General features: G+C 67.7%; 22 protein-coding genes, 2 tRNA genes and 1 pseudogene. 6 read left to right on the top strand and 19 right to left on the bottom strand.

From position 1 onward, the window contains the following. Nucleotides 1-80: 80 nt before the first annotated feature. The 3 genes from L1088_RS10985 to ffh form a co-directional block, all read right to left on the bottom strand. Entirely contained in the window at nt 81-299 is a 219-nt protein-coding gene (locus L1088_RS10985) for a KH domain-containing protein (RefSeq protein ID WP_038046692.1), read from the bottom strand. A 181-nt stretch (nt 300-480) separates the two neighbouring features. Continuing rightward, the gene (rpsP, locus tag L1088_RS10980; RefSeq protein WP_038046694.1) at nt 481-735 is read right to left on the bottom strand and encodes a 30S ribosomal protein S16; all 255 of its coding nucleotides are present in this window, start codon (nt 733-735) and stop codon (nt 481-483) included. Nucleotides 736-742: 7 nt separating this feature from the next. Then, on the bottom strand, nt 743-2,047 hold the full coding sequence (gene ffh, locus L1088_RS10975) for a signal recognition particle protein (RefSeq protein WP_234555099.1): 1,305 nt from the start codon (nt 2,045-2,047) through the stop codon (nt 743-745). 208 nt (nt 2,048-2,255) lie between these two features. Between ffh and mgtE the strand changes: the two genes are divergently transcribed. The 3 genes from mgtE (at nt 2,256) to L1088_RS10960 (ending at nt 6,221) form a co-directional block, all read left to right on the top strand. After that, nucleotides 2,256-3,605, top strand: coding sequence for a magnesium transporter (mgtE, locus tag L1088_RS10970; RefSeq protein ID WP_234555098.1), 1,350 nt, complete (start codon nt 2,256-2,258; stop codon nt 3,603-3,605). Further along, on the top strand, nt 3,605-4,882 hold the full coding sequence (locus L1088_RS10965; RefSeq protein WP_234555097.1) for an ADP-ribosylglycohydrolase family protein: 1,278 nt from the start codon (nt 3,605-3,607) through the stop codon (nt 4,880-4,882). The genes mgtE and L1088_RS10965 overlap by 1 nt, the downstream gene beginning before the upstream one ends. A gap of 103 nt (nt 4,883-4,985) precedes the next feature. Continuing rightward, nucleotides 4,986-6,221 carry a YncE family protein gene (locus L1088_RS10960; RefSeq protein ID WP_234555096.1) on the top strand — a complete coding sequence of 412 codons (1,236 nt, stop codon included), beginning with the start codon at nt 4,986-4,988 and terminating at the stop codon, nt 6,219-6,221. Here L1088_RS10960 and queA read toward each other — a convergent pair. The 6 genes from queA to L1088_RS10930 form a co-directional block, all read right to left on the bottom strand. Then, entirely contained in the window at nt 6,211-7,245 is a 1,035-nt protein-coding gene (gene queA / locus L1088_RS10955; RefSeq protein ID WP_234555095.1) for a tRNA preQ1(34) S-adenosylmethionine ribosyltransferase-isomerase QueA, read from the bottom strand. The genes L1088_RS10960 and queA overlap by 11 nt on opposite strands. Then, the gene (locus L1088_RS10950; protein ID WP_038046702.1) at nt 7,242-7,781 is read right to left on the bottom strand and encodes a LabA-like NYN domain-containing protein; all 540 of its coding nucleotides are present in this window, start codon (nt 7,779-7,781) and stop codon (nt 7,242-7,244) included. Before L1088_RS10950 ends, queA begins: the two co-directional genes overlap by 4 nt. Before the next feature lie 118 nt (nt 7,782-7,899). Continuing rightward, nucleotides 7,900-10,485, bottom strand: coding sequence for a phosphoenolpyruvate carboxylase (locus tag L1088_RS10945; RefSeq protein ID WP_234555094.1), 2,586 nt, complete (start codon nt 10,483-10,485; stop codon nt 7,900-7,902). Next, complete coding sequence (locus tag L1088_RS10940; RefSeq protein WP_234555091.1) at nt 10,482-11,240, bottom strand: TIGR00282 family metallophosphoesterase; 759 nt, start codon at nt 11,238-11,240, stop codon at nt 10,482-10,484. Before L1088_RS10940 ends, L1088_RS10945 begins: the two co-directional genes overlap by 4 nt. A 37-nt stretch (nt 11,241-11,277) precedes the next feature. Next, entirely contained in the window at nt 11,278-11,790 is a 513-nt protein-coding gene (locus L1088_RS10935; protein ID WP_234555089.1) for a DsrE family protein, read from the bottom strand. Nucleotides 11,791-11,847: 57 nt separating this feature from the next. Beyond that, nucleotides 11,848-12,078: a hypothetical protein gene (locus tag L1088_RS10930; RefSeq protein ID WP_038046708.1), complete on the bottom strand. Its 231-nt coding sequence runs from the start codon at nt 12,076-12,078 to the stop codon at nt 11,848-11,850. A 19-nt stretch (nt 12,079-12,097) separates the two neighbouring features. Between L1088_RS10930 and recO the strand changes: the two genes are divergently transcribed. Further along, nucleotides 12,098-12,760: a DNA repair protein RecO gene (gene recO / locus L1088_RS10925; protein WP_234555087.1), complete on the top strand. Its 663-nt coding sequence runs from the start codon at nt 12,098-12,100 to the stop codon at nt 12,758-12,760. On the opposite strand, the gene greA is transcribed toward recO, so the two are convergent. The 3 genes from greA to L1088_RS10910 are packed head-to-tail and all read right to left on the bottom strand — an operon-like array spanning nt 12,755 to nt 15,839. Next, a complete protein-coding gene (greA, locus tag L1088_RS10920; protein WP_038046710.1) occupies nt 12,755-13,225 on the bottom strand; it encodes a transcription elongation factor GreA in 471 nt (156 codons plus the stop codon). The two genes, recO and greA, sit on opposite strands and share 6 nt — an antisense overlap. A gap of 56 nt (nt 13,226-13,281) precedes the next feature. After that, complete coding sequence (locus tag L1088_RS10915) at nt 13,282-14,028, bottom strand: aminotransferase class IV (protein ID WP_234555101.1); 747 nt, start codon at nt 14,026-14,028, stop codon at nt 13,282-13,284. After that, a complete protein-coding gene (locus L1088_RS10910; protein ID WP_234555100.1) occupies nt 14,025-15,839 on the bottom strand; it encodes a chorismate-binding protein in 1,815 nt (604 codons plus the stop codon). Before L1088_RS10910 ends, L1088_RS10915 begins: the two co-directional genes overlap by 4 nt. A 152-nt stretch (nt 15,840-15,991) precedes the next feature. Between L1088_RS10910 and L1088_RS10905 the strand changes: the two genes are divergently transcribed. Further along, nucleotides 15,992-17,629, top strand: a complete 1,638-nt coding sequence (locus L1088_RS10905) for a WD40/YVTN/BNR-like repeat-containing protein (RefSeq protein ID WP_234555086.1) — start codon at nt 15,992-15,994, stop codon at nt 17,627-17,629. A gap of 94 nt (nt 17,630-17,723) precedes the next feature. Here L1088_RS10905 and L1088_RS10900 read toward each other — a convergent pair whose 3' ends face one another. Continuing rightward, a complete protein-coding gene (locus L1088_RS10900; RefSeq protein WP_234555085.1) occupies nt 17,724-21,275 on the bottom strand; it encodes a methionine synthase in 3,552 nt (1,183 codons plus the stop codon). A 42-nt stretch (nt 21,276-21,317) separates the two neighbouring features. On the opposite strand from L1088_RS10900, the pseudogene L1088_RS10895 reads away from it, so the two are divergent. Further along, nucleotides 21,318-22,805, top strand: a pseudogene (locus L1088_RS10895) (nicotinate phosphoribosyltransferase); the annotation flags it as partial. Nucleotides 22,806-22,993: 188 nt separating this feature from the next. On the opposite strand, the gene clpX reads toward L1088_RS10895, so the two are convergent. The 6 genes from clpX to L1088_RS10865 all read right to left on the bottom strand — a co-directional run bounded on the left by clpX (nt 22,994) and on the right by L1088_RS10865 (nt 26,602). Continuing rightward, the gene (gene clpX, locus L1088_RS10890) at nt 22,994-24,187 is read right to left on the bottom strand and encodes an ATP-dependent Clp protease ATP-binding subunit ClpX (protein WP_038046726.1); all 1,194 of its coding nucleotides are present in this window, start codon (nt 24,185-24,187) and stop codon (nt 22,994-22,996) included. Next, entirely contained in the window at nt 24,174-24,758 is a 585-nt protein-coding gene (gene clpP, locus L1088_RS10885) for an ATP-dependent Clp endopeptidase proteolytic subunit ClpP (protein WP_234555083.1), read from the bottom strand. The genes clpX and clpP overlap by 14 nt, the downstream gene beginning before the upstream one ends. A 61-nt stretch (nt 24,759-24,819) precedes the next feature. Next, nucleotides 24,820-26,034, bottom strand: a complete 1,215-nt coding sequence (gene tig / locus L1088_RS10880; protein ID WP_234555082.1) for a trigger factor — start codon at nt 26,032-26,034, stop codon at nt 24,820-24,822. Nucleotides 26,035-26,075: 41 nt separating this feature from the next. After that, nucleotides 26,076-26,160 (bottom strand) — tRNA-Leu (locus tag L1088_RS10875). A 52-nt stretch (nt 26,161-26,212) separates the two neighbouring features. After that, nucleotides 26,213-26,289 (bottom strand) — tRNA-His (locus L1088_RS10870). 28 nt (nt 26,290-26,317) lie between these two features. Next, nucleotides 26,318-26,602 carry a rhodanese-like domain-containing protein gene (locus L1088_RS10865; protein WP_234555081.1) on the bottom strand — a complete coding sequence of 95 codons (285 nt, stop codon included), beginning with the start codon at nt 26,600-26,602 and terminating at the stop codon, nt 26,318-26,320. Nucleotides 26,603-26,754 lie beyond the last annotated feature (152 nt).

Raw genomic sequence — 26,754 nt, 5'->3', positions numbered from 1 at the left:
GTTCTCCTTCAACCCCATGGCCGCCCTGCGGTTCCTGGGGCTCTATGCAGTATAGCGGTCAAGTCTGAGGCCACAGCGCGTTAGCGTACCTCCACCCCCACCTTGCGCTTGGCATAGGCCCGCACCAGGGTGCGGATGGCCTCGATCACCCGGCCCTGCTTGCCGATGAGCCGCCCCTTGTCCTCCGGGGCCACCTCCACCAGGTAGACCGGCCCCTCCCGGGTGCGCTTTTCCTGCACCCGCACCCGCTCTGGCTGGTCCACCACGCTCTTGGCCAGGTACTCCACCAGGTCCTTCATGGCCCCATGGTATACCAAGCCTTACTGCGCGAAGGTGGCTCCAAGGGCCTAAGCGGAAGCGGCTTGCCCATGGCCCTTTTGGGGGCACCCATGGGAGCGCAAGTCGTGGCGGGGCGCCTCGGCCCAAGTCCCCGGGAAGAAGAAGGCGCCGGGCGAAGCCGCCCGGCGCCCCTTGCTCTGGCTAAGCCTCTTTCCGGAACACCCCCGCCTGCCGCAAAAGCCTCCTGGCGGTGTCGGTGGGCTGGGCCCCCACGGAAAGCCAGTACTTGGCCCGCTCCACGTCCACCTTAAGCCAGTCCGGGGTGGTCTTGCGGGGATCGTAGTAGCCGATCTTTTCAATGTACGCCCCGTCCCGTTTCCTACGGCTGTCGGTGACCACAATGCGGTAGTGGGGGTTATGTTTCGAGCCGAACCGAGAAAGCCTGATCTTGACCATTTCTCCTTTACCTCCTGAACATTCCCATGAGTCCCCGGCCCTTGTTCTTCTCCAGGGACTTCATAAGGGCCTTGGTTTCCTCAAAGGCCTTGATGAAGCGGTTCACCTCCTGCACGGTGGTACCGCTTCCCTTGGCGATGCGCTTGCGGCGGGAGCCGTTAAGAATGCGGGGGTCCTTGCGCTCCTCGGGGGTCATGGAGAGGACGATGGCCTCGAGGCGCTTCAGGGCCCTGTCGTCCACCTGAAGCCCTGCGGGCAGGGCCTTCCCCACCCCAGGCAGCATGGCGAGGATTTCCGAGAAGGAGCCTAGGCGCTTGAGGTTTTGCATCTGCTTGAGGAAGTCCTCGAGGGTGAGCTCTTTAGCGGACTTGGGGGCTTCCGCCTCGATCCCCGCCGCCTTGACCTTCTCCGCCAGCGTGGCCACGTCCCCCATGCCCAGGATGCGGCTGGCCAGGCGGTCGGGGTAAAAGGGCTCCAGGCCCTCCGGACGCTCGGAAACCCCGGCGAAGTAGATGGGCTTCCCCACCACGTGCCGCGCGGAGAGAGCCGCCCCGCCCCGGGCGTCCCCGTCCAGCTTGGTGAGCACCAGGCCCGTGACTCCCACCTTCTCCTCAAAGGCCTTGGCCACCGCCAAGGCCTCCTGCCCGGTCATGGCGTCCAGGACCAGGAGCACCTCATCGGGGCCCATGGCTGCCTTCAGGCGGGCCAGCTCGGCCATGAGGGGCTCATCGATCTGCAAGCGCCCCGCGGTGTCCACCAGGATCAGGTCCCGCACCTCCGCCCTGGCCTTCTCCTCCACCCGGCGGCGGATGGACTCGGGGCTTTCCCCGTCCATCACCTCCAGGACAGGCACCCCCACCTTCTCCCCCAGGATGCGGAGCTGCTCCCGGGCGGCGGGGCGCTGGGTGTCTGCGGCCACCAATAGGGGCCTGCGGCCTTTAGCCTTGTAGTAAAGGGCCAGCTTAGCGGCGGTGGTGGTCTTCCCCGAACCCTGGAGGCCCACCAGGAACCAGAGGTTCTTCTCCTTGAGGACGGGAAGGCGCGGCTCGCCGCCCAGGGCCTCCTTCAGGGCCTCGTAGACCGTGGCCAGCACCACTTCGGCAGGGGTAAGGCTTTCCAGGACCTTCTGCCCCAAGGCCTTCTCCCGCACCTCCTCCACGAAGGAGCGGGCCACCTCCAGGTTCACGTCGGCGTCCATGAGGGCCCGGCGGATCTCCCGCAAGGTGGACTTCAGGTCCTCCTCGCTGATCCGGCCCCGACCCCTCAAGCGGTCGATGGCCTCCTGAAGCTTTGCCGCCAACTGTCCGAACATGCGCCTCCCGGCCCCAAGGCCGGGCTCCAGGATAGGGCACGCCCCTTGAGCATGTCAACCTCAATTTTTCCGACATTTCTAGTGGGCCTAGTTGACGCCCCCGCTCCCCCAGCCTAGGCTGGAAAAGGTATGTCGGAGGCTCTGCCCTCGAGTCCTAGGCCGTGAAGGCCGCTTCCCGGCGGCCTTCACCGAAGACAGGAGGCCGCCTGTGGAGACGACCCTTTCCCCCCTTCTCCAAGCCCTGGAAGAGGGCGACACCCGGACCCTCAAACTCCTCCTGGAAGAGGCCCACCCCCAGGACCTCCTGGCCCTTTGGGACGAGCTCAAAGGGGAGCACCGCTACGTGCTCCTCACCCTCTTGCCCAAGGGCAAGGCGGCGGAGGTCTTCTCCAACCTGGCTGCCGAGGAGCAGGCGGAGTACCTGAAAACCCTCCCCCCCTGGCGGGTACAGGAGCTTTTGGAAGAGCTCTCCCTGGATGACCTCGCCGACGCCCTCCAGGCGGTAGAGGAGGAGGACCCTACCCTCTCCCGCCGCCTCAAGGAGGCCCTGGACCCTGAGACCCGGGCGGAGGTGGAGGAGCTCACCCAGTACGAGGAGGACGAGGCCGGCGGCCTCATGACCCCGGAGTACGTGGCCGTGCGCTCCACCATGTCCGTGGAGGAGGTGCTCCGCTTCCTGCGCCGGGCCGCCCCCGACGCGGAAACCATCTACTACATCTACGTGGTGGACGAGGAAGGGCGCCTCCAAGGGGTGCTTTCCCTGCGGGACCTGATCGTAAGCGACCCGAAGACCCGGGTGGCGGAGATCATGAACCCCAAGGTGGTCTTCGTGCGCACCGACACCGACCAGGAAGAGGTAGCCCGCCTCATGGCCGATTACGACTTCACCGTGCTGCCTGTGGTGGACGAGGAAGGCCGCCTGGCAGGCATCGTCACGGTGGACGACGTCCTGGACGTGCTGGAAGAGGAAGCCACGGAGGACATCCACCGGATGGCGGCGGTGGACGTCCCCGACCTGGTGTACAGCCAGGCCTCCCCGGTGACCCTGTGGCTGGCCCGGGTGCGCTGGCTGGTGATCCTGATCGTCACGGGTATGGTGACGAGCTCCATCCTCCAAGGCTTTGAAACCCTCCTGCACGCGGTCACCGCCCTGGCCTTTTACGTGCCGGTCCTCCTGGGCACGGGAGGCAACACCGGCAACCAGTCCGCCACCCTCATCATCCGCGCCCTGGCCACCCGGGACCTGGACCTCAGGGACTGGCGCCGGGTGCTGCTCAAGGAAACCCTGGTGGGCGCCCTGCTGGGCCTGACCCTGGCCCTTCTGCTCCTGGGTAAGGTCTATCTGGACGGGAACGCCTTCTTGTCCCCGGTGGTGGGCCTGGCCCTCTTTCTGCTGGTGCTCTTCGCCAACCTGGTGGGGGCCATGCTCCCTGTGGTCCTGCGGCGGGTAGGGGTGGACCCGGCTTTGGTTTCCAACCCCTTGGTGGCGACGCTTTCGGACATCTCGGGCCTGCTCATCTACCTCTCCGTGGCCCGGCTCCTTTTGAACCTGGGGTGATGCGCCTCTTCATGGTGGTGGAGTGGAGCAAGGGAAGCCCCTTCCGCTATGCCTGGAAGGAGGGGCGCCTAGCCCTGGTGGGCAAAGACCGACCCGCCCCGGTGAACTACGGCCTGGTTCCTGGCCTCCTGAACCCCGCGGACGGGGAGGAGGTGGACGCGGTCTACCTGGGTGCGCCCCTGCCCCCAGGGACCCGGGTGGAGGGAGAGGTGTTGGGCATGGTGTGGCTAGCGGATGGGGACCACAAGCTCCTTCTGGGCGAGGGCCCCGCGGCCCTGGGCCTCGAGGGCCTCGCCCCCCTCCTCGCCTGGTTCGCTCCCGGGCGCCGTCCCACCCTCCTCGGCCCCGAGGAAGCCTGGGCTTGGGTGAAGGCGTTGCGGGGACTTCAAAACCGCTACCTGGGGGCCCTCTTGGGTCTGGCGGTGGGGGATGCCCTAGGGGCCCAGGTGGAGTTCCAGCCCAAGGGGAGCTTTCCCCCGGTGGCGGGCATGAACGGAGGCGGGCCCCACGACCTCTTCCCAGGGGCCTGGACCGACAACACCAGCATGGCCCTCTGCCTGGCGGAAAGCCTGCTGGAAAAGGGCTTTGACCCCCAGGACCAGATGGCGCGCTACCTGCGCTGGTACCGGGAGGGGTACCTGAGCGCCAAGGGCTACTGCTTCGACATCGGGAACGCCACCCGAAGGGCCCTGGAGCGCTTCGCCCGTACGGGAAACCCCTTTTGCGGGGATGCGGAAGGGGCAGGCAACGGCCCCCTCATGCGCCTGGCCCCCCTGGTCCTGGCCTACCGCCAGCACCCCAACCTGCTCCAGCTGGCCCGCCTCTCCGCCCGCACCACTCACGGGGCCAGGGAGGCCCTGGAGGCCACGGAGGTCCTGGCCTGGCTCCTGAGAGAAGCCCTGAAGGGGGCTTCCAAGGAAGAGCTCTTGCGCCTGGAACCCTTCCAGGACCGCGACCTGCACCCCGCGGTGCGCCGGGTGGTGGAGGGAAGCTTCTGGAACGAGCCAGAGGAGGGCCCGGGATACGCTCCAGGGACCCTCGAGGCCGCCCTCTTCGCCTTCGCCACCGCCTCCTCCTTCCAAGAAGGCATGCTCCGCGCGGTGAACCTGGGCGGGGACGCGGACACCGTGGGGGCGGTCTATGGCCAGCTGGCCGGCGCCTTCTACGGCCAAGAAGCCATCCCCGAGGCGTGGCTGGCACCCCTCTTCCTAAGGGACCGCATAGAAACCCTGGCTTTGGGACTGCTCCGGGCCAGTGCCAGGCCCACCCTCCCCTAGGGCCAGGCCTCTGGGAGAAGATAAGCGTTTGCTTATCTATATACCCATGAGTGCCTCATAAAAGGCGGTATATACTCAACGCGCATCTCGCGGAGGAGGAAGTATGAAAACGGACCGGAGAACCCTCTTGAAGCAAGGCGCGGCGCTTTTGACCTACAGCGTGGCCACCCGAGGGGCAGCGCAACCGGCCAGGGGGCCCGTGTGGTCCCCCTACGTGGTCTACCTCAACGCCAACGCCAAGGCCTTCCTGGTGGACACCCACTCCGACGAGGTGGTGGCCACCTTCCCCACGGCCAAGGGGGCCACCTTGGGTAGCATGACCCCGGACGCCCGCAAGGTGTACGTTTCCGGGGCCGGGGAGGGGGAAACCCGGGTAGTGGTGCTGAACCTGGAACGGCGCCAGGTGGCCAAGGTCCTGGAAACGGGCAACCGCCCCAAGCACGGCTTGGTGAACCCCCAGGGCACCCTGGTAGGGGTGGACCACTGGGGCCTCACCGAGGGGAAACTGCGCCTGGTCTTCATCCGGGTGGAGGATGACAGCCTGCACAAGGTGGTGGAAATCCCCGTGAATAACGCGCCCAAGGGCGTGACCTCCATGCACAACGCCTGGAGCCTGGACGGGCGCTACTTTTTCTCCATGGACCGGGTGGACGACCGCCTGGTGGTGGTGGACACCCAAACCTGGGAGGTGGAAACCCACCCCGCCCCCAGCGTGCCCCACTACCCCGTGGTGAGTCCCAACGGTAAGGAGCTTTGGCTGATCCACGAGGGCAACGAGAAGGTGCGCCCCGGGATCGCCGTGTACGACCTGACCCGCCCGGGCAGGCCCATCGTCCACCGCATGGACATGCCCCTCATAGGGGAAGAGGCCGTGGAGGCCCACCACGGAAACTTCACCCAGGATGGGCGGTTCTTCTTGGCCCTGAACCGCGGGCCCGGCAACAACCTGAGGGGCCGGGAGGTGGCCATCTTTTCTGCCGTCACCAAGAGGCTCGTCCACCGGCTCACCTGCGCCAGCACCGGGGTGGGGCACACCTACAACACCCCCGACGGCCGCCGGGCCGTGGTCACCAACTATGGCAACAACGTCATCACCATCATTGACCTCGTGGGCATGCGCACGGTGAAAGACCTGGTGGTGGGCAAGGGGCGGATGGGGCATGTGGCCTTCACCCCTGATGGCCGCTATGGTTACCTTTCCAATGCCGACGGCAACCTCTACAAGCTGGACATGGCCCGCCTCGAGGTGGTGAAGACCATCCCCACCGGTGAAACCTCCGGCGGCGGCCAGGTGCTGAACGTCTGGACCAACATCTTTGAGGAGCTCCCTAGAGGATGAGCATGGCGTCCCCCAGGGAGTAGAAGCGGTAGCGCTCCGCCACCGCCAGGCGGTAGGCCTCCAGGGTGCTCTCCTGGCCTAAAAAGGCCGCCACCAGCAGGAGAAGGGTGGAGCGGGGCAGGTGGAAGTTGGTGAAGAGGGCGTCGATGGTCCGGAAAGCGTAGGGGGGGCGGATGAAGAGCCGGGTCTCCCCTGCCCCGGGCACCACCCCTTCCCCTTCCCTAAAGGCGCTCTCCAAAGCCCGCACCACCGTGGTCCCCACAGCCACCACCCGCCTCCCCTCTACCCGGGCCCGGTTCACGGCCTGGGCGGTCTCCTCGGGGATCTCGTAGGCTTCGGCGTGCATCACGTGAGCCTCCGGGTCCCCCTTCACCGGACGGAAGGTGCCGGGGCCCACGTGGAGGCTCAGGTAGCAGAGCTCCACCCCCACCTCGCGCAACCGCTTCAGGAGCCCGGGGGTGAAGTGGAGCCCGGCGGTGGGCGCAGCCACGGAGCCCGGACGCCGGGCGTAAACGGTCTGGTAGCGCTCCAAGGGGACTTTGGCCTTGATGTAGGGGGGCAAGGGCACCTCCCCCACCTCCTCCAGGTGGCCGAGGAGATCCCCCTGGAAGCGGAGGAGGCGCACCCCCCCGGGCTCCACCCCCACCACCTCCGCCTCGAGGCCCGGCACCGGGCGGAGGTCCCGAGGGGAAAGGAGGGCAAGCCGGGTGCCCAAGGGCGCCTTGCGGGCCGGGCCCGCAAGGGCCTCCCAAAGCTCCGGGGCGCGCTCCCGCACCAGGAGGATTTCCACCTTGCCCCCCGTGGGCCTTTGGGCCAGGAGCCGGGCGGGAATGACCTTGCTCTCGTTGAAGACCAGCAGGTCCCCGGGGCGGAGGTAGGCGGGCAGGTCCCGCACCCGGCGGTGCTCGGCGCGGAAGGGGCTCTCCCGGTAGACCACCAGCATCCGCGCGGCGTCCCGGGGCTCCACCCCTTCCTGGGCGATGAGCTCCGGGGGCAAGGGGTAGTCGTAGGCCTCGAGGCTCATCGCTCAGCGTTCTTGGGCTCCATGAAGGCGTTGGGGATGTCGGGGAGGTGGGTGAAGCGGTCCACGGCGTCGATGAGCTTCTGGGCGGTGGTCTCCCGGAAGGCGATGACCTCCACGCGGATGCCCCGCTCCATGAGAACCTCGAGGATCTCCACGAAGTCCCCGTCCCCGCTCCCCAGGACCACCACGTCCAGGTGGGGCATGAGCCGCACCATGTCCGCGGCGATGCCCATGTCCCAGTTGCCCTCGTAGATGGGCTTGCCCCCTTCGGTGAGCTCCTTCACCGTGAGGTACATGCGCCGCACCCGGTAGCCGATGGTGGAGAGCTTGTAGATGAAGGGCCAGGCTGAGGTATCCCCCTCCTTCTCCACCACGTAGGCCGTGGCCCGGAGCAGGCGCCTCCCTCCCACGGCGAAGCGCAGGAGGCTTTCAAAGTTCACGTTGCGCTCGTAGTAGTCCCGGGCGGAGTGGTAGAGGTTTTGGGTGTCCACGAAGACGCCCACCCGCTGCTCGGGGTGCTGGCCGAGGATCTCCATCGGCTCCCATCATACGGGCTACAAGGGCCCGCCACCCAAACCCAGGGCCCGCGCACGAAGGTTGCACTGGCCTCGCTGAGGCCGCCATCGTGGCCTGAATCACCACGGGAGGAAAGCCTCAGCCCGCGTTCCTCAAGCCCGCAGCCACCCCCAGCAGGGAGAGGAGCAGGGCCCGCCGCAAAACCTCATCCTCCTTGCCCCCTGGGGCCCGGTAGCGGCGCAGGAGCTCCACCTGCACGAAGTTGATGGGGTCCACGTAGGGGTTGCGCAGGGCGGTCTGCCGCTCCAGGGTCTTTTGGTTGTGGAGAAGGGGGGCCTGGAAGATGGCCTCTAAAAGCGCCTTGGTCCGGGCGTACTCCTCAGCGATGCGGTGGAAGAAGGGGTGGAGGGCCTCCGGCACCAGGCGCAGGTAGAGCCCGGCCACCCCCAGATCCGCCTTGGCCAAAGCCATGGCCGCGCTCTCCAGGGTGGTGGCGAAAAAGGGCCACCTCCGGTACATCCGGCGCAGCAGCTCCAAGGGAAGGCCCTCCAGGGCGGAAAGCCCATACCACCCGGGCAGGAGGAGGCGCACCTGGGTCCAGGCCATGACCCAGGGGATGGCCCGGAGGTCGCGGATATCCTGCACCCGGCCGTGGCGGTAGACGGGACGGCTGGCGATGGGCAGCTCCCCGATCTCCCGGATGGGGGTGAGGGCCTCAAAGAAGGGGAAAAACCCTGGGGTTTCCAGGAGGGCCCGGTAGCGGGCCATGCTCTCCTCCCCCACCCGCCACAAGGCCTCCCGCCAGCTAGCCTCGGGTTCCCTCCCCTCCCCTAGGGCCGCCTGGGCGAAGTGGAAGAGAAGCTGCTCCAGGTGGCGCACCGCCAGCTCCGGATGGCTGTAGCGGTCGGCCAGGGCTTCCCCTTGCTCCGTGAGGCGGATGCGGCGGCCCACGCTCTTGGGGGGCAGGCTGGCGATGGCCCGCCCCGCAGGGCCCCCGCCCCGGGCGGTGGAAGTGCCCCGCCCGTGGAAAAAGAAGATGGGTAGCCCCGCCTCCTCGCCCACCTGAGCCAAGGCCTCTTGGGCCTCGTAGAGGGCCAGGTTGGCCATGAGGAAGCCCGCGTCCTTGTTGGAGTCGGAGTAGCCGATCATGACCTCCACCCCGCCCCGCTCCCGGGCGTGGGCGGCGAAGACCGGGTTCCGCAGGAGGCGGCGGACCACCTCCGGGGCCCGGCGCAGGTCCTCCAGGGTCTCAAAAAGGGGCACCACGTCAAAGGGCAAAGCGCGTCCGGGGCGGTATAGCCCCACCTCCCGGGCTAGGAGGAAGACCGCCAAGAGGTCCGCGGGGTGGTGGGTCATGGACACCACGTGGGCCCCCTTGTCCCGCCAGGCCCTAAGGGCCTCCAAGGCCACCCGCAGGGCCTCCCCTTGGGGCTCCTGGCCCACGGGGAGAAGGGGGCGGGCCGTCTTCAGCTCCTCCGTGAGGAGGGCTTCCTGGGCTTCTTCGGACAAGGCCAGGAAGTCGGAGTGGACCCCACCCACGGCCAGGAGCTCGCCCGCCGCCTCCAGAAGCTTCCCCGACTCCTCCCGAAGGTCCAAAGGCGCAAGCTCCAAGCCGAAGGCGGAAAGGCGCGCCTCCAGGGGGCGGAGGAAGCTTTCCGCCACCTCGTCAAGGCCCACAGCGGAAAGCCCCGCCTCCGCTACCCTTAGGGCCCGCAACACCTCCTCCGTGCCCACCTCCTCCCGTTCCAGGCGGGCGTAAAGGCGGGCGAAGAAGCGCCGGTAGGGCTCCCCGGGAAAGCGCTCCACCCCTTCCCCTTCCGCCCGCACCTCCCGTGGCGCGGGCACCTTGCCCTCGGAAAGCGAGAGGTCGCGTACCAGGTCTTCCAGTTCCCGCAGGACCTTCTCCCGAGCCACCTGCCGGGCGTGGCGGGCGGCGAAGGCGGTGATGGCCGGGGTCACAAAGGGGTTGCCGTCCCGGTCCCCCCCGATCCAGCTCCGGAAGTGCACGGGGCTTTTCAAGCGGGGGCGCTTCCCGTAGACCCGCTCCAGGGCCTCCTCGAGGCCCGCCACCACCCGGGGGATGGCCTGCCACAAGGTGGTGGGCAGGTAGTAAAGCCCCCCCTTGATCTCGTCCTCCACCGAGGGCCTGGCCTTGCGCACCTCGTCCGTGGCGTATAGGAGGGCCACCCGAGCCGCCAGCCGCGAGGCGTCCTTGGCCGCTAGCTCCTCTTCCAGGCGCTCCAGGTGGTGCCGCAGGGTGCGCCGCCGGGTCTCCGTGGGGTGGGCGGTAAAGGTGAGGATGAGCTCCAGGCGGTTGAGGTGGGCCGCAGCCTCCTCCAGGGTAAGCCCCCGCTCCTTGAGGGCCTTGGCCAGCGCCAAAAAGCCTTCGGGCCTCGGGCGCTCCAAGGTTTCCGCCTCCGCCCGCAGGCGGTTCACCCGCACCCGGTGGCGCTCCTCCGCCAGGTTCACCAGGTGGAAGTAGTGGGTGAAGGCCCGCACCAAGGCCTCGGCCTCCTCGGGCGCCAGGTCCACCACCCGCTTTAGGAGCGCCTCCCCGGCCTCCGGCTCCCCCTGGCGCCTGGCCTTGGCCAGAAGCCGCACCTCCTCCACCAGGGCAAAGAACCGCTCCCCCGAAACCACCCGGATGGCCCGGCCCAAAAGGCGGCCCAGGAGGTCCACCTCCGCCTTCAGGGGCGCCAGGGCCTCGAGGTCCGGTCGCTTCAAGGCTCCTCCCACACGTAGGGGCTGATGCTTAAACCCTTACCCCCCTCCAAGACCAGCTCCGTGGCGTGGAAGCGCGCCTTCCCCTGGGCAGCCCGGAAGGGCTGGGGCCTTCCCGTAAGGAAGCGGGCCAAGAAGGTTTCTGTATCTCCTCCGATGATGGACTGGTACGTGCCGGTCATGCCCACGTCGGTCTGGTATAAGGTGCCCTTGGGCAAGCGGGAGGCGTCCAGGGTGGGCACGTGGGTGTGGGTGCCGAGGACCGCCGCCACCCGCCCGTCCAGGTAGTGGGCCAGGGCCATCTTCTCGCTGGTGGCCTCGGCGTGCACCTCCACCAGCACGTAGTCCGCCTTCTCCTGGGCAAGGAGGCCATCCAGGGCGCGGAAGGGGTCGTCCAGGGGGTCCATGAAAACCCGGCCCATCACCTGGACGAAGAGCAGGGTCTCCTCGCCAGCCTGAAGGCGCCACCAGCCCCGCCCCGGCGTGCCGGGAGGGTAGTTCAGGGCCCGCACCACGGGCTCCCGTTCCAATAGCTCGTAGACCTCCTTGTGGTCCCAAGCGTGGTTGCCCAAGGAAATGAGGTCCACCCCGGCCTCCCTCAGGAGGCGGTAGGCCCTCCGGTCCAGCCCCTTGCCCTTGGCGGCGTTCTCCCCGTTGGCGATGACCAGGTCGTAGCGGTCGCGAATATCTGGCAGATGGAGGCCCACCGCCCGGAGGCCGGGCTCGGCCATCACGTCCCCGATGAAAAGAAGCCGCATGGGGGCATTATACGCACCCATGCGGGCTTTTTGCGGCTCAGCCCACCTTGATGTAGGCGTAGCCCTTGGCCTGGAGTTCGCCCAAGGCACCCACCCCCGAGGGCACCCACTTCAGGAACTCGTCCGGGCGGAGCTTGTCCTTAGGGATGTTGTTGCGGCTGAAGGTGATCTCGCAAAGGTAGTACTCTACCCCGAGCTGTGCCAGCTGCTTGACCCGGGCAAAGAGGGCCTCCCGATCGTACTGGGCTGAAGCCCAAGGGGTGGCTTCCAGGTCCTTCAGGAAGAACTGCACCCCAGCCCCGTGGGCCACCACCACGATCTTCACCTTGAAGGGGTCGTTGTCGTAGACGGAGAGGTGGTTGCTGATGTTGGTAAGCATCTGGCCGAAGCGGGCAGGATCGCCGAAGTCCAGGTGGTAGACCACCGCGATGGGCGTTTCCTTCTTAAATTCTTTGTACTCTACCCGCTCGTTGGCCTGGGCCCGGAGCAAGGACCCGGCCCCCAAAAGGGCTCCCAAGCGGAAAAGCAGCCTGCGGCTTACGGGAAGCATATACCCTCCTTTCGGTTAGAAAGGAGGGTATACCCTTCCGTTGGAAATGTCAAGGGTTTAGGCGTTGCGCTTTTGCAGGAAGTAGACCACCCCGTAGACGATGCCCGCCAGGATGAGGAGGGGGACGGCGTAGACCAGCAGGTTCCAAATGAGCCCCGACAAGGCCAGCAGCACCTTTCCCAAAAAGGTGAAGACCCAGCCACCGGCCCACAGGGCCAGCAACACCCCCACCACCACCAGAAGGCCCAAGACCACCCACTCCAGGATGTCGCGCAGGCTCCGTTCCATGCCCTCAGCATACACTGGAATGGTGGAGCGCTACCGGCTGGAAGAGGGCATCGTGGTGGGGAGAAAGGCCCTCCCCCAAGGGGATCTCCTCCTCCGCTTCCTCACCCCTAAGGGGAGCCTCGAGGCCGTGGCCAAGAAAGGCCTTCGCCCCACTGGGCGCTCCGGGCGGCTTTCCCTTTTCCACCACGTGCGCTTCCAGGTTTACGCCAAGGGCGAGGGGCTTCCCACCCTCACCCAAGCGGAGCTGGTGGGGCGCCTGCATGGCCTAGAAGAACCCCGGCGCTTCCTCCTGGCCTCCTTCCTGGCGGAGCTCGCCTACCGCCTGGCCTCCCCCGAGGCCGCCCCCCGCCTCTACCCGGTCTTCGTCTCCGGCCTCCGGGGTATCGCCAAGCACCAGGAACCCCTCCTTCCCCTGGTCTGGGCCGGGTGGCGGGTGGTGAAGGCGGGAGGCTTGGCCCCAAGCCTCCTGGGGCCCGGCCTGCACCTGGGCCAAGGGCGGCTGGGCCAGGAGGGGGTCTACCTGGGGGAAGCGGGGGTGGAGGCCCTTAGGGCCATCCTCCACCTCCCCGGGGGGGAGGCCCTCCCCTACCTGGAAATCGCGCCCTTGGAGCGCCTTTTCCTCGCCCTCAAGGCCCACGCCGAGGAAACCGTAGGCCCCCTGCGGGCCGCCGCGGCGCTATAGGGGCCGGATCTCCAAGATGGTGTAGACCTGGGCCCCCCGCTTGCCCCTTATCTCCACCACGTCCCCCACCTTCTTGCCCAAAAGGGCCTGGCCCAAGGGGGACTCGTCGGAGATCTTGCCGCTGAAGAGGTCCGCCTCGTGGCTCCCTACAATGGCCAAGGAAAGCCTCTCTCCCGCTTCCGTCTCCAACTCCACCTGGCAGCCCAAGGCCACCTGGTCGTAGGACTCATTGCCCTCCACCACCACTGCCCGGGCCAGGAGGTCTTCCAGCTGGGAGATGCGGGCTTCGTTCTGCCACATGGCCCGCCGGGCCTCGTCGTAGCCGGCGTTCTCCCGGAGGTCCCCCTCTTCCAGGGCCTGCTCAAAGTCGGCGGAGATCTCCTGCCGCTTGGTGGTCTTCAGGTGGTGCAGTTCCTCCTGAAGGCGCCTAAAGCCTTCCGGGGTGAGGTAGACCGGCTTCTTCATCCATGCCCTCCACGTAAAAAGGGACACCAGCCCAAGGCCTTGGGCTGGAAGTGCCGCTATTCAGTATAGCAGGCGGGGAGGAAAGCCTGGACCAAGGGAAGCACCTCCCCCGGTGGGGGGCCCACGGGTAGAAGCCCCACCCCGCTGCCCGCCAGGAGCAGGTGGCCCCTTAGGGCCTCGGGGCGCAAGCGGACCCGCTCCACCCGGAAGCCCAGCTCCCGGGCCGCCTCGGCCACCTTCTCCCGGGTGATCCCCTCGAGGCCCCCCTCCAGGAGGTAGAGCACCCCCTCCCGGTACAGGAGGGGGCTGGTGCGGCTACCGTCCACCACGTACCCCTCCGCGTCCCGCAGAAGCCCTTCCAAGGCCCCTTGGCCCTGGGCCTCCCGGAGGGCCAGGCGGTAGGGGAGGTAGTTGCCCGTCTTAAAGCGGGCCAGGTCCGGGTGAACCCGGTAGGGGGTCAGGAGAACCCGCACCCCCTCTTGGTAGGCGGCTAGGGGAGGGGGGGTATAGGGCCGGGCCTCGGAAAGCCATACCCCCTCCCCCACGGTGAAGCGGAGGCGAAGGCAGGGCAGATGGGCAAGCTCCTTCTTAAGGGCCTCGAGGTCTTTTAGGAATGCCCCATCCCCCGGATAGGGAAGCCCCAAGGCCGAAGCATGCCGGCGCAGGCGGTGGAGGTGATCCTCCAGCCAAAGGGCTTCTCCCCTTTCCACCCGCAAGGTGGTGAAGACGCTTAGGCCATGGTACAAAAACCCTTCCGGCAAAGGCTCGAGGAAAGGCTCCCCCCTCAGGAGCACCCGCCTCAGGCCCCCTCCAGAAACCGGGCCAGAAGCTCCATCCCCCACGGGGACAGGATACTCTCCGGGTGGAACTGCACGCCAAAGGCCCGCCTCCCATCCCAGAGGGCCATGGGCACCCCTTCCGCCGTCCAGGCCAGAAGGCGTACGCTCGGAGGGAGGTTCCTGAGGGCCAGGGAGTGGTAGCGGGCGAAGGGCAAGGGGTTGGGAAACCCGGCGAAAAGGGCCTCGCCGCCGTGATACACCCAATGAGCCTCGCCGTGAACCGGCTTTTCCCGGTAAAGCTCCGCTCCCAAGGCCACTCCCAAGGCCTGGTGGCCGAGGCAGACCCCAAGGAAGGGAAGGCCCTCCGCCACGGCCCTCTGGGTCCACTCCAGAACCCGGCCCGCGGTGAAGGGGTCCTTGGGCCCCGGGCCCACCACCAGGTGGGTGAAGCCCCGGAAGCGGGGGGCCTCCTCCTGGTCCACCACCTCCACCTCAGCCCCCAGGGCCCGCAGGTAGTCCACCAGGTTGTAGCTGAAGGAGTCCCGGTTCTCCAGGAAGAGCACCCGGGCCCGCACCCGCCTGGGAGGCGGGGGTGGGGCCCAGGCGGCGGTGGCCTTGGGGGGTTCGGGCCTCCGGCCTGGACGGCCCCGCTCCAGGGCCAGGAGGAGACTTTCCGCCTTGTGCAGGGTTTCCCGGTACTCCGCCTCCGGGTCCGAAGCGATGACAATCCCCGCCCCCGCCGAAAAGAGGACCTCTTCCCCTACCCGTTGGAAGGAGCGGATGAGGATGTTGAAGTCCGCTCCCCGGCCCGACACGTACCCCAGGCTCCCGGTGTAGGCCCCCCGGGGGACGGGCTCCAGCTCCCCTATGGCCGCCATCACCGTGCCCTTGGGAGCCCCGGTGATGGTCCCGCCGGGAAAGAGGCTGGCGAAAACCTCCCCCAAGGAGGCCCGGGTGTAGCCCTCCACCTCGGAGACCAGGTGCATCACGTGGGCGTAGCGCTCCACGGTGAAAAGCTCCCGCACCCGCACCGTCCCCGGCAGGGCCACGCGGGCCAGGTCGTTGCGGAGGAGGTCCACCAGCATGGCGTGCTCCGCCCGCTCCTTGGCCGAGGCTAAAAGCTCCGCCTCCAGGCTCAGGTCCTCCTCCGGGGTCCCTCCCCTAGGCCGCGTGCCGGCGATGGGCCGGGCCAGGACCCGGACCCCTACCTTCTGGAAAAGCCTCTCCGGGCTCCCCGAGACCACCGCCCAGCCTTCCCCCTCCAGAAGCCCCATGAAGGGAGAGGGGTTCAGGGCCCGGAGCCGGGCGTAGAGGAGGAGGGGGTCCACGGGGCCCAGGAGGCGGAAACGGTGGGAGAGGTTCACCTGGTAGACCACCCCGGCGCGGATCCTTTCCTGCACCTCCAGGACCCCTTGGAGGAAGGCCCCTTGGGGGAAGTCGGAAACCAGAGGGTGGTGGGGCAGGGGCGGGGGCAGGTAGGGCACGGGTTCCAGGGAAAAGGAAGGCCGCTCCACCAGGCGACCCTCTAGTAAGGCGAAGCCCTCGGGGTAGTAGTAGAAGGCTGCCTCGGGGAGGCCCGGCAGGGGTCCGTGGGCGGGAAGGCCCAGGTGGCGGGCAAACTCGTAGGCGAAAAACCCCATCCAGGCGGGGAAGTATCCCTTGCCCAGACCCCTTTCCAGGTAGCGGAAGAGGTCCAAAGCCTCCCCCACCCGCCTCCCGTCCAGGTAAAGCCGGCCCTCCCACACCTCGAGGCGGTGGACAGGACGCACCCCCAGGAGGGAGAGCCGGGCAAAAGGGGTCTTCGGCCCCAGGGACTCAAGGAGCGCCGGGCGCATCCCCAGCGCCCTGGCCGCGTGGAAAACGCCCAGCACGGCCCCGAGTATACTGGCAATCCCGACCGCCTTCTCGGGGGGCTATAGGGACTTGTTGCGAAAAGCTCCCTCCCTTAGACTCTAGACAAGGAGGCGCCGTGCTGGAGGCCTTGCGGATGTCTCCCGCTGGTTGGTGGGTGCGCTCCACCCCCTTGCTGCACGTCTCCTGGCAGGGCGACCGCTTCGTGGCCACCGGCTGGTATGGCCTCCTCCTGGAAAGCCCGGACGGCCTCTCCTGGCGCGAGGTACCCACCCCCACCCTCGAGGCCCTCACCGCCTCGGCCCTGGGGGAGGGTCGGCGGGTGGTGGTGGGGGGCAAGGCCACCCGGTTGCAGGGACCCCCTGGGGGCCCGCTGGAGGCGACCACGGGAACCCCCCAGGAGCGCAGGGGCCTTTGGGGGGTGGCCTACGGCAGGGGGTGCTACGTGGCCGTGGGCATGGAAGGGCTGGTCCTGACCTCCGGGGACGGCAGGGCTTGGGAACCGGTACCCTTGGGGGTGGACAGGAACCTCTGGGATGTGGCCTTCGGCCAAGGCCGCTTCGTGGCCGTGGGTGACCACATCATCCTGGTTTCACAAGATGGAAGGCACTTTGAAACGTTGCCAGCCCCGGGCATCCTCAACGCCTTGGCCTTTGCCCAAGGCCTCTTCGTGGCCGTGGGCTGGGGCGGCCTCATCCTCACCTCGCAAGACGGGCGTAGCTGGCACCGCCAGGCTTCGGGAACATGGAAGGGTCTCTTCGGCATTGCGCGGAGCGAACGGCTTTGGGTGGTGGTGGGGGAAGGGGGCACGGTCCTGACCTCCTCCGATGGTATGCGCTGGCACCAAGCAGTCCTGGAGGGAGCCCCTTTCCTCACGGGAGTGGCCTGGAACGGAAGCCGCTTCGTGGCCGTGGGTTGGGGCCTGGCCCTCTACACCTCCGAGGACGGCCTTGCCTGGGAGCCCGTCCATCCCGGGACGGGTCAGCAACTCTGGAGCGTGGCCTTTGGGCCTCAGGGCTTTGTGGCCGTGGGGCACGAGGGACCCATGGGGGTCGTCCTTTTCTCTCCCGAGGGGACCGCCTGGACCCTCGAGGCCCGGGTGCCGGCCTGGCTCCTTGGCGTGGGCTGGGGAAGAGGCCAGTACGTGGCGGTGGGCGAGCGGGGAACCATCCTCCTCTCCCCTAACGGAAAGCGTTGGGTAAAGGTGGAAACCCCCGTGCAGAAGTGGCTCTACGCCGTGGCCTACGGGGAAGACCGCTTCGTGGCCGCGGGCGAGGCCCTCCTTCTCTCCCGGGAGGGGAAGGTGTGGCGCGCTTTTCCCCTACCCCAGGAGGAAACCCTCTTGGGTCTGACCTTTGGGGCCGGCACCTTCCTGGCGGCAGGGGAAAAGGGCAACCTCTACGCCTCCCGGGACGGCATCCGCTGGGAAAAGATTCTCTCCTTGGGACGCCCTTGGCTTCGCGGCTTGGCCCACGGCAACGGCCGCTTCGTGGCCAGCGGCCACGGAAAGGTGCTGGTGGCCCAAAGGGGCTGGGACTGGGAGGAGGCCTCCGCCCCGCACCTGCCCAAACACCTCCCCAGCGTAACCCACGGGGATGGGCGCTTCGCCTTGGTGGGGCACCCCAGGCCCGGGGCAGGGGTCGTGGCCTTCTCCGAGGATGGCCTCGCTTGGGACGAGGCCCACCCTCTTGGCAACGAGCCCGAGGGCATCGCCTACGGCCAGGGAAGGTTCGTGGTGGTGGGCAACTGCGGAACCCTCCTCACCTGGCCCTGAGCGCCCCTTCGTGGCTTGCGCCACGAGTGGGGGAAAGAAAGACCAAAGGCAAACCGCCTCAGCTTTTGCCGGTGAAGGGACCTTCGCCGGGCACTTAATCCACGCTGAAGTAGCGGGCCTCCGGGTGGTGGACCACCAGGGCGCTGGTGGCGTGCTCCGGCTCCAGCTGGTAGCTCTCCGTGAGGCGCACGCCGATCCGGGCAAAGCCCATGAGCCGGTCCAGCTTGGCCTGGTCCGCCAGGTCGGGGCAGGCGGGGTAGCCGAAGGAGTAGCGGGCCCCCTGGTAGCCCTGCTGGAAAAGCTTCCGGATGTCTGTGGCGTCCCTTTGGGCGATGCCCCACATCTGCCGCATCCGCTTGTGCCAGTACTCCGCCAGGGCCTCGGTCATCTCCACGGCGAAGCCATGGACGAAGAGGTAGTCCTGGTAGGACCCCGACTGGAAGAGGGCCTGGGCCTTGCGGGAGGGCTCCTCCCCCATGGTGACCAGCTGCACCCCCAAGACATCCCGCGCCCCCTGGGGGAAGGCGGGAAGCCATTCGGCCTCATCCCGCAAGGGAGGGGCGAAGCGGGGGCGGAAGTAGTCCACGAGGGAGATGCCCCCGCCCCGTTGCCGGGGAAAGCGAAAGCGCTCCAGCACCTCCCCCGTTTCCGGGGAGAAAACCAAAAGCTCCTCCCCCTCCCTCGCCACGGGGAAGAAGCCGTAGAGCACCTTGGGCCTGAGCCACCCCTCCTCCATGGCCTCCTTGAGAAGCCTGCGGAAAACCGGCTCCGCCTCCCGCTCCACCAGGGCCTGCCACGCTTCCCGGCTCATCCCCTTGCGGCTGTAGCCCCACTGGCCCCGGAAGAGGGCCAGCCGGTTCACGTAGTGGGCGACCGTGGCCAGGTCCAGGTCCTCCTCCACCCGCACCCCGAAGAAGGGAGGGCGGGGGACAAGGGGAGCCTCCCCCACGGGCCGGGAGCGGACGGCCACCTGGGGGGCCCTGGGCGCGGGCCTGGCCGCAGGGGGAGGGGCCGGGGGCTCGACCTGGGCGGTGAGGCGCTCCATGAGCCTTAGGCCCTCAAAGGCGTCCTCCGCATAGTACACGTTGGGGTAGATGGCCCTGAGGTCCCCCTCCACGTAGGCCCGGGTGAGGGCCGCTCCTCCCAGGATGACGGGCAGGGTGTAGCCCCTATCCCGCATGTACTCCAGGTTTTCCTTCATCACCAGGGTGCTCTTCACCAAAAGGCCCGACATCCCCACCGCCTGGGGCTTGTGCTCCTCCACGGCCTTCAGGATCTCCTCGATGGGCACCTTGATGCCCAGGTTCACCACCTGGTAGCCGTTGTTGCTGAGGATGATGTCCACCAGGTTCTTACCGATGTCGTGCACGTCCCCCTTCACCGTGGCCAGGACCATCTTCCCCCGGCCCTCGCCCCGCCGCTCCATGTGGGGCTCGAGGTGGGCCACCGCCCGCTTCATCACCTCCGCCGCCTGCAGGACGAAGGGCAGCTGCATCTTCCCCGCCCCGAAGAGCTCCCCCACCTCCCGCATGCCCGCGAGGAGCGGGCCGTTGATGAGCTCCAAAGGCTTGTGGCCCGCCTTCAGGGCCTCTTCCAGATCGGCCTCCAAGCCCGCCTTCCTCCCCTCCACCACCCGGCGCTTGAGCCGTTCCAGGAGGGGCAGGGCCGAGAAGGCGTCCTCCTTGGCGGCGAACTCCCCCTGGTGGGTCTCAAAGTAGGCCATGAAGGCGAAGAGGGGGTCGTAGCCCTCCCGCCTGCGGTCGTGGATGAGGTCCAGGGCGATGGCGTAGGCCTCCTCGGGGATCTCGGGGATGGGGAGGATCCTGCCCGCGTCCACGATGGCCGCGGTGAGCCCCCTTTTACGGGCCTCGTCCAGGAAGACCGAGTTGAGCACCCGCCGGGCCCGGGGCTTCAGGCCGAAGGAAACGTTGGAAACCCCCAGGATGAACCCCACCCCGGGAAGGCGCTCGGCCAGCTCCTCCATGGCCAAGAGGGTTTCCCGGGCCAGGGGGCGGCTTTCCTCGTCCCCTTGGGTGATGGGGAAGGTGAGGAGGTCAAAGAGGAGGTCCTCGGGGCGGAAGCCGTGGTGCAGGGTGAGGCGCTCGTACATGCGCAGGGCCACCCGCACCTTCTCCTCCCGGGTCTTGGCCATGCCCTTTTCGTCGATGACGAGGGCCACCAAGGCCGCCCCGTGCGCCTTGGCCAGGGAGGCCACCCGGTCGAACCGCTCCAGGCCCTCCTCCAGGTTGGCTGAGTTGAGGAGGACCCGCCCGGGAAGGTGCTTGAGGGCGAGCTCCATGGCCTCGGGGCTGGTGGAGTCCACCATGAAGGGCACGGTGACCGCCGTGGCCAGGTGGGGCAGGAGCCAGGCGAGGTCCTGGAGCTCGTCCCGCCCCGTCCAGGCCACGGAGAGGTCCAGGGCGTGGGCCCCTTCCGCCACCTGCTCCCGGGCCAGGGCCAGGATGCCCTCGAGGTCCCGGGCAAAGAGCATCTCCCGGAAGCGCCGGCTCCCGGTGGCGTTCAGCCTCTCCCCCACCAGGAGGAGGCTCGCCTCCTGGCGCAGGGCGACCGCCTGGTACAAGGAGGCCACCTGGGGGGGGAAGGCCTTGGGCCGCGGGGGGGCAGGGAGGCCCCGCACCGCCTCCGCCACCTTGCGGATGTGCTCCGGCCCGGTGCCGCAACACCCCCCCACGGCGTTCACCCCGTACTCGGCCACGAACTTCAGGTGCCAGCGGGCCAGCTCCTCCGGGGTGAGGTCGTAGACCACCCTCCCCCCCTCGTTCCGGGGCAGGCCGGCGTTGGGCAGGCAACTGACGAAGCGGGTGCTGTTCTCGGCGAAGTAGCGGATTTTGCTGTCCATGAGGTCGGGGCCGGTGGCGCAGTTCATGCCCACCACGTCGATGGGCAGGCTCTCCAGGGCGGCCAGGGCCGCCCCCTCGTCCGAACCCACCAGCATGGTGCCCGTGGCCTCGATGGTCACCTGCACCTGTAAGGGGACCTCCCGCCCCATCTCGGCCATGGCCTCCCGCACCGCCAAGACCGCGCAGCGCACCTGCAGGAGGTCCTGGGCCGTCTCCAGCAGGATGAGGTCCACCCCGCCCCGGAGCAGCCCCCGGGCGGCCTCCTGGTAGGCGGCGAAGAGCTCGTCCCACCCGATCTGCCCCAGGGAGATGAGCTTGGTGCCCGGCCCCAAGGCCCCGGCCACGAAGGCGCCGTAAGGTTCTGCGGCCTCCCGGGCGATCCTCGCCCCCAGGTAGGCCAGCTCCTCCGCCTCCCCTTCCAGGCCGTACTCCGCCAGGACGTGGCGCAGGCAGCCGAAGGTGTTGGTCTCGATCACCTGGGCGCCGGCCTCGAGGTAGGCCCGGTGGATTGCCCGCACCACCTCGGGCCGGGTGCGGTTCAGCACCTCCGGGCAGCCGTGGTAGGCCTCCCCCCCGTAGTCCTCGGGGGTGAGGTCCCGCTTCTGCAGCTCGGTGCCCATGGCCCCGTCAAACACCAGGGGCCGCTTCAGCAGTTCCCGCAGGTAGGGGAACTTCTCCGCCCGGGCCTCCTTGTTGTAGCCAAGCCGCACCAAGGGCGCCTCCCCCCAACCCGCCCCTCCCAGGTGGTGGTGGCAGCCAGGGCTACAGGTGTGAACCTCCACCATATCCCGCTAGTGTAGCCAAAAGAGGGGGGCTATGCTAGGCCCATGGACCCCTTCGGCATCCTCTACACCGACCTCTACCAGCTCACCATGGGCCAGGTCTACTTCCGCCTGGGCCTGCACGAGCGGCCCGCACTCTTTGAGGCCTTTTACCGCAAAAACCCCGACTACGGGGCCCACCAGGCGGGCTACACCGTGTTCGCCGGCCTAGACCCCCTCCTCTCCTGGATGGAAGAGGTCCATTTCGGTGAAGAGGAACTGGAGGCCCTCCGCGCCCTGAAGGGCCGAAGCGGCAAGCCCCTCTTCGGCGAGGACTACCTCCGCTACCTGCGGGAGATGGGGGGCTTCTCGGGCCTCACCCTCAGGGCCCTTCCCGAGGGCCGGGTGGCCCACCCCCAGGTGCCCCTCATCAGCGTGGAAGGCCCCCTCCTGCAGGCCCAGCTCCTGGAGACCGCCCTCTTGAACCGCATCAACTACGAAACCCTCATCGCCACCAAGGCCAGCCGGGTAAGGGAAGCGGCGGGGGAGGCGGTGGTCCTGGAGTTCGGCCTGCGCCGCGCCCCGGCCAAGGGGGGGGAGAGCGCCACCCGGGCGAGCCTCATCGGGGGGGCAAACCGCTCTAGCGCCGTGAGCCTTTCCCACCTCCTGGGCCTCCCCTCCTCCGGCACCCACGCCCACAGCCTGGTGCAGGCCTTCCTGGCCCTGGGCTATTCGGAGGAAGAAGCCTTCCAGGCCTTCGCCGAGGTCTTCCCCGACGACACCATCCTCCTCCTGGACACCGTGGACACCCTGCACTCCGGCCTGCCCCATGCCCTCCGGGTCTTTGAAAGGCTCAGGCGCCAGGGGCACAAACCGGTGGGGGTGCGCATCGACTCCGGAGACCTGGCCTACCTTTCCATCCAGGTGGCCAAGGAGCTGGACCGGGCCGGCTTCCCCGAGGCCCTCATCGTGCTCTCTGGGGACCTGGACGAGCTGGTCATCTGGCAGATCAAGAGCCAGATCCTGGAGGAAGCCCCCCGCTACGGGGTAGACGCGGAAAGGCTCCTCAAACGCCTGGTCTACGGGGTGGGCACCAAGATGGTGGTGTCCTGGGGCTACCCGGCCCTGGGCGGGGTCTACAAGCTGGTGGCCATCCGGGAGAACGGCACCTGGGCCCCGGCCATCAAGATCTCAGACTCCCTGGAAAAGATCCTGAACCCAGGGCACAAGAGGGTCTACCGGGTCTACGACGGGCGGGGCCTGGCCACCGCCGACCTCCTGGCCACCTATGAGGAAGAGGTGCGGGAAGACCGAGCCCTCTGCCTCCGCCACCCCACCGACCCCACCAAGCGCCGCACCTTGCGCCCTGGGGAGTTCACCCTCGAGCCCCTCCTGGAAGAAGCCTTCCGGGGAAAGCGCCTCTTCCCTCCCCTACCCCTAGAAGTGCTCCAGGAACGGCGGCGAAAGGACGTGGCGCGCCTGGACCCGGGGGTGCGCCGCTTGGTGAACCCCCACGTTTACCACGTTTCCCTCACGGAAAGGCTCTTTGCCCTGAANGGCCGGGGGGGGGGCCCCGGTGAAAAGGTACCCCTGGGGGAAGGGAGCGAAGAGTGCAGCGAGAAGGGGTATGAACCCGGCGCGCCAAAGGGGAAGCCCGTCCCCCACATGGGCAGGGCAGGCTTTGGCTCCCCCAAAAGGGCGCACCCCGGAGCCCTCCGGGGTGTCCTTGTCCCGCCCAGGGCTTAGGAAGCCTGCTTGAGTTTAGCCTCCTCGAGGGCCCTTAGGGGCTGGTCCAGGTGGGGCAGGTCGATGACCAGCTCCTTTACCCCGCTCCCCGGGGCCTCGAACATCAGGTCCACCATGGTCTTTTCCAGAATAGCCCTGAGGCCCCGGGCCCCGGTGCCCCGCTTGAGGGCCCGCCGGGCCACCTCCTTAAGGGCCGCCTGGGTGAAGCGGAGCTCCATCCCTTCCATGCGGAAAAGCTCCTGGTACTGCCGCACCAGGGCGTTTTTGGGCTCGGTGAGGATGCGCACCAGGTCCTCCTCCGTGAGGGGGTGGAGCTGGACGATGAGGGGAGCCCGGCCCACGAACTCCGGGATCATGCCGTACTTCACCAGGTCCTCGGGGATGACCTCCATGGGCTCTTCCTTGCTCTGGGTGCGGGTGAAACCGATGGTGGTGCGCTGGGTGCGGGCCTTGACGATGTTCTCCAGGCCCTCAAAGGCCCCGCCCAGGATGAAGAGGATGTTCCTGGTGTTCACCGGAATGAACTCCTGGTGGGGGTGCTTCCGCCCCCCTTGCGGGGGCACGTTGGCAATGGTGCCCTCGATGATCTTCAGGAGGGCCTGCTGCACCCCTTCCCCGGACACGTCCCGGGTGAGGGAGGGGTTTTCCGACTTGCGGGCGATCTTGTCGATCTCGTCGATGTAGACGATGCCCATCTCCGCCCGCTCCACGTCGAAGTCGGCGTTCTGCAAAAGTCGGAGGATGACGTTTTCCACGTCCTCCCCCACGTACCCCGCCTCGGTGAGGGTGGTGGCGTCGGCGATGGCGAAGGGCACGTCCAAGAAGCGGGCTAGGGTCTCCGCCAGAAGGGTCTTGCCGGTGCCCGTGGGGCCGATGAGGAGGATGTTGGACTTGCCGATCTCCGCCTCAGGGTGGAGGAGGCGCTTGTAGTGGTTGTAGACGGCCACGCTTAAGGCCCGCTTGGCCGCCTCCTGGCCCACCACGTACTGGTCCAGGTGGGCCTTGATCTCCTGGGGCTTGGGCAGGCGCGTGGGCCCTTTGGGAGCCCCATTCCCCTGACGGAGGATCTCCTGGGCCCGTTCCACGCAGTCCTCGCAGATGTAGACCTCGTCGATGGGGCTTTCCAAAAGCCGGCCCGTTTCGGGCGGGCGCAGGCCGCAGAAGCTGCAGAAAGGCTTAGGCTTCCTCACGGGTCACCACCTGGTCGATGAGGCCGTATTCCAAAGCCTCCTGGGCGGAAAGGTAGTAGTCCCGGTCCGTATCCCGCTCCACCTTGTCCAGGGGCTGCCCGGTGTGCCGGGCCAGGATCTCGTTCAAAAGCTTTTTGGCCTTCAGGATCTCCTGGGCCTGGATGGCGATGTCGCTGGCCGTGCCCCGGGCACCCCCCCAGGGCTGGTGGATCATCACCTTGGAGTGAGGCAGGGCGTAGCGCCTGCCCTTCTCCCCCGCGGCCAGGATCACCGCAGCCATGCTGGCCGCCATGCCGATGACGATGGTGGACACGGGGGCCCGCACGAACTGCATGGTGTCGTAGATGGCCAGCCCCGCATCCACCTCGCCCCCGGGGGAGTTGATGTAAAGCCGGATCTCCTGGTTGGGGTTCTGGGCATCCAGGAAGAGGAGCTGGGCCACGATGGTGTTGGCCACCTGGGCGTCGATGGGCGTGCCCAGGAAGATGATGCGGTCTTTGAGGAGGCGGGAGTAGATGTCGTAAACCCGCTCGCCGCGGGCGGTTTGCTCTATGACGTAGGGTATGACCATACCATTCCCCATTGTAGCGGCGTGCCCAGGGGGAACACCCCCCTGGGCCACCATGCGCTCCCTAAAGGAGCTTGGCCACCGCCTCTTTCAGGGCCTTGTCCTGGAGGTAGGCGGCCTTCAGGCGGGCCAGGCCCCGCTCCCCAAACTCCCGCCGGAGCTCCTGGAGGGAGATGCCGTAGGACCGGGCCACCGCCTGCAGATAGGCCTGCCACTCCTCCTCGGAAACCTCGGGCTTGAGCTCCTCGGCCAAGCGCTCCTTGGCCAAGGAGCGCCTCACCCGCTTCAAGGCCTCCTGCTTTAGCTCCTCGCGGAACTTCTCAAATTCCCCCTTCTCCTCCAGGGCTTTCAGGTAGGCCTCCAAGGAAACCCCACGCGCCGCCAGGTCCTCCGCCAGGTGCTCCAGGAGGTGGCGCTCCTCCGCCTCCTGCATGGAGGGGGGGATCTCCGCTTCCAGCTCCTCCGCCAGCCTCTCCAGGAAGGCCCGCTCCCGCGCCTCCTGGTACTCCTGCTCCGCCTGGCGCTTCAGGCTTTCGCGCACTTTGGAGCGGAGGTCCTCGAGGCTCTCCGCTTCCAGGGTTTTGGCGAAGTCCTCGTCCAGCTCAGGGATCTGCAGGGCCTTGACCTCCAGAACCTCGGTGCGCACCTCCCGCACCTTCTCGCCCTGCTCGTTCAGCACGGGGACCATGACCACGTCCCCGGCCTTCTTGCCCAACAGGGCCTCCCTCACGTGGGGCAGGGCCTTGGCGAGATCGATGGGAAACTCCGCCCCCTCCTCCGTGCGCACGAAGACGTGGTCGCCCTCCTGCGCCTCCCGCTCCACGGGCGAAAGCTCGGCGTAGCGGTGGCGGAGCTCCTCCAGGGCCCTCTCCACCATTTCCTCCGTGACCTCGGGCGCCTGCACCTCAAGCTCAAAGCTCCGCCAGTCGGGGAGCTTGACCTCCGGGTAGTTCTCCACCTCGGCCACGTAGCGGAAGCCCTCGCCCTCCCTTAGCTCCTGCTCCACCACCCGGGCGGCCACCGGCAGAAGGCCCAGCTCCCGCACCGCCTCCGGGTAGGTGGTTTCCACCAGCTGCTCTTTAAGGTCCTCCAACAGCTCTTCCCGGCCCAAGCGGGCCTCCACCACCTTCAGAGGGGCTTTCCCCGGGCGGAAACCCGGGATCCTCACCCGCTTGGCCACGTCCTTGAGCAGGGCCTCGTAGCGCCGCTGGACCTCCTCCGCGGGCACCTCCACGCGGACCTTCACCAAGTAACCGGAACGCTCCAGGATCTCCGCCACGCCTCACCTCACGCTTCCCTAAGGAAAGGGCCTCGCCCGGGTGGTGCGAGGAGCGGGACTTGAACCCGCACGGGTTGCCCCACCGGATCCTAAGTCCGGCGCGTCTACCGGTTCCGCCATCCTCGCGCGGAGGGCGAGGCCCTCCTTTAAAATACCACCCCTTGCGGGGTGGTGGTTTTGGGGTGAGCGATGGGACTTGAACCCACGACCCCCGGATCCACAGTCCGGTGCTCTGACCAGCTGAGCTACGCTCACCACGCTCAGCATCCGCCATTCTAAGGAGCTATTTGCCCCCCGTCAAGGCCAAGAGACCTCCCTCCAGGCTCATGACCTCGTAGCCCTCCGCCTCCAGGTAAAGGGCCGCCACCTGGCTGATTAGCCCCTTTTCGCACACCAAGAGCAAGGGAACCTTGGGCAGGTGGTGCTCCCCCGCCTGGATTTTCTCCAAGGGCACCCACTCTGCGGGAAAGGGTAAGGAAGTATGGCGCTTGTCCGCTGGGCGCACGTCCACCACCTTCACCCCCCGGTCCAGAAGGGCCGGGAGTTCCTCGGGTTTGACCCTGCGCATACCCTTGATTGTACCAGGCAAAGGCGGAGCCTTCGCGCAAAGTTATGCAGTAAAGTCCGGGGTATATTGCATAAGAAGTGGTATTCTCAGGGCTTTACCCAAAACTCCTTCCTCGCCCTCCCTTAGCCTGCTTCAAGAGTTCTTGGGTGACT

This window comes from Thermus caliditerrae (genome assembly GCF_021462525.1).
GTDB classification, from domain to species: domain Bacteria; phylum Deinococcota; class Deinococci; order Deinococcales; family Thermaceae; genus Thermus; species Thermus caliditerrae.
This window is presented reverse-complemented; position numbering and strand designations above follow the sequence as displayed.

Bases quoted from the DNA above. Each gene is read 5' to 3' on its own strand.
- L1088_RS10985 (WP_038046692.1), bottom strand. From the start codon at position 299: ATGAAGGACCTGGTGGAGTACCTGGCCAAGAGCGTGGTGGACCAGCCA.
- rpsP (WP_038046694.1), bottom strand. From the start codon at position 735: ATGGTCAAGATCAGGCTTTCTCGGTTCGGCTCGAAACATAACCCCCAC.
- ffh (WP_234555099.1), bottom strand. From the start codon at position 2,047: ATGTTCGGACAGTTGGCGGCAAAGCTTCAGGAGGCCATCGACCGCTTG.
- L1088_RS10965 (WP_234555097.1), top strand. From the start codon at position 3,605: ATGCGCCTCTTCATGGTGGTGGAGTGGAGCAAGGGAAGCCCCTTCCGC.
- L1088_RS10960 (WP_234555096.1), top strand. From the start codon at position 4,986: ATGAAAACGGACCGGAGAACCCTCTTGAAGCAAGGCGCGGCGCTTTTG.
- queA (WP_234555095.1), bottom strand. From the start codon at position 7,245: ATGAGCCTCGAGGCCTACGACTACCCCTTGCCCCCGGAGCTCATCGCC.
- L1088_RS10950 (WP_038046702.1), bottom strand. From the start codon at position 7,781: ATGGAGATCCTCGGCCAGCACCCCGAGCAGCGGGTGGGCGTCTTCGTG.
- L1088_RS10940 (WP_234555091.1), bottom strand. From the start codon at position 11,240: ATGCGGCTTCTTTTCATCGGGGACGTGATGGCCGAGCCCGGCCTCCGG.
- L1088_RS10935 (WP_234555089.1), bottom strand. From the start codon at position 11,790: ATGCTTCCCGTAAGCCGCAGGCTGCTTTTCCGCTTGGGAGCCCTTTTG.
- L1088_RS10930 (WP_038046708.1), bottom strand. From the start codon at position 12,078: ATGGAACGGAGCCTGCGCGACATCCTGGAGTGGGTGGTCTTGGGCCTT.
- recO (WP_234555087.1), top strand. From the start codon at position 12,098: ATGGTGGAGCGCTACCGGCTGGAAGAGGGCATCGTGGTGGGGAGAAAG.
- greA (WP_038046710.1), bottom strand. From the start codon at position 13,225: ATGAAGAAGCCGGTCTACCTCACCCCGGAAGGCTTTAGGCGCCTTCAG.
- L1088_RS10910 (WP_234555100.1), bottom strand. From the start codon at position 15,839: ATGCGCCCGGCGCTCCTTGAGTCCCTGGGGCCGAAGACCCCTTTTGCC.
- L1088_RS10905 (WP_234555086.1), top strand. From the start codon at position 15,992: ATGTCTCCCGCTGGTTGGTGGGTGCGCTCCACCCCCTTGCTGCACGTC.
- L1088_RS10900 (WP_234555085.1), bottom strand. From the start codon at position 21,275: ATGGTGGAGGTTCACACCTGTAGCCCTGGCTGCCACCACCACCTGGGA.
- clpP (WP_234555083.1), bottom strand. From the start codon at position 24,758: ATGGTCATACCCTACGTCATAGAGCAAACCGCCCGCGGCGAGCGGGTT.
- L1088_RS10865 (WP_234555081.1), bottom strand. From the start codon at position 26,602: ATGCGCAGGGTCAAACCCGAGGAACTCCCGGCCCTTCTGGACCGGGGG.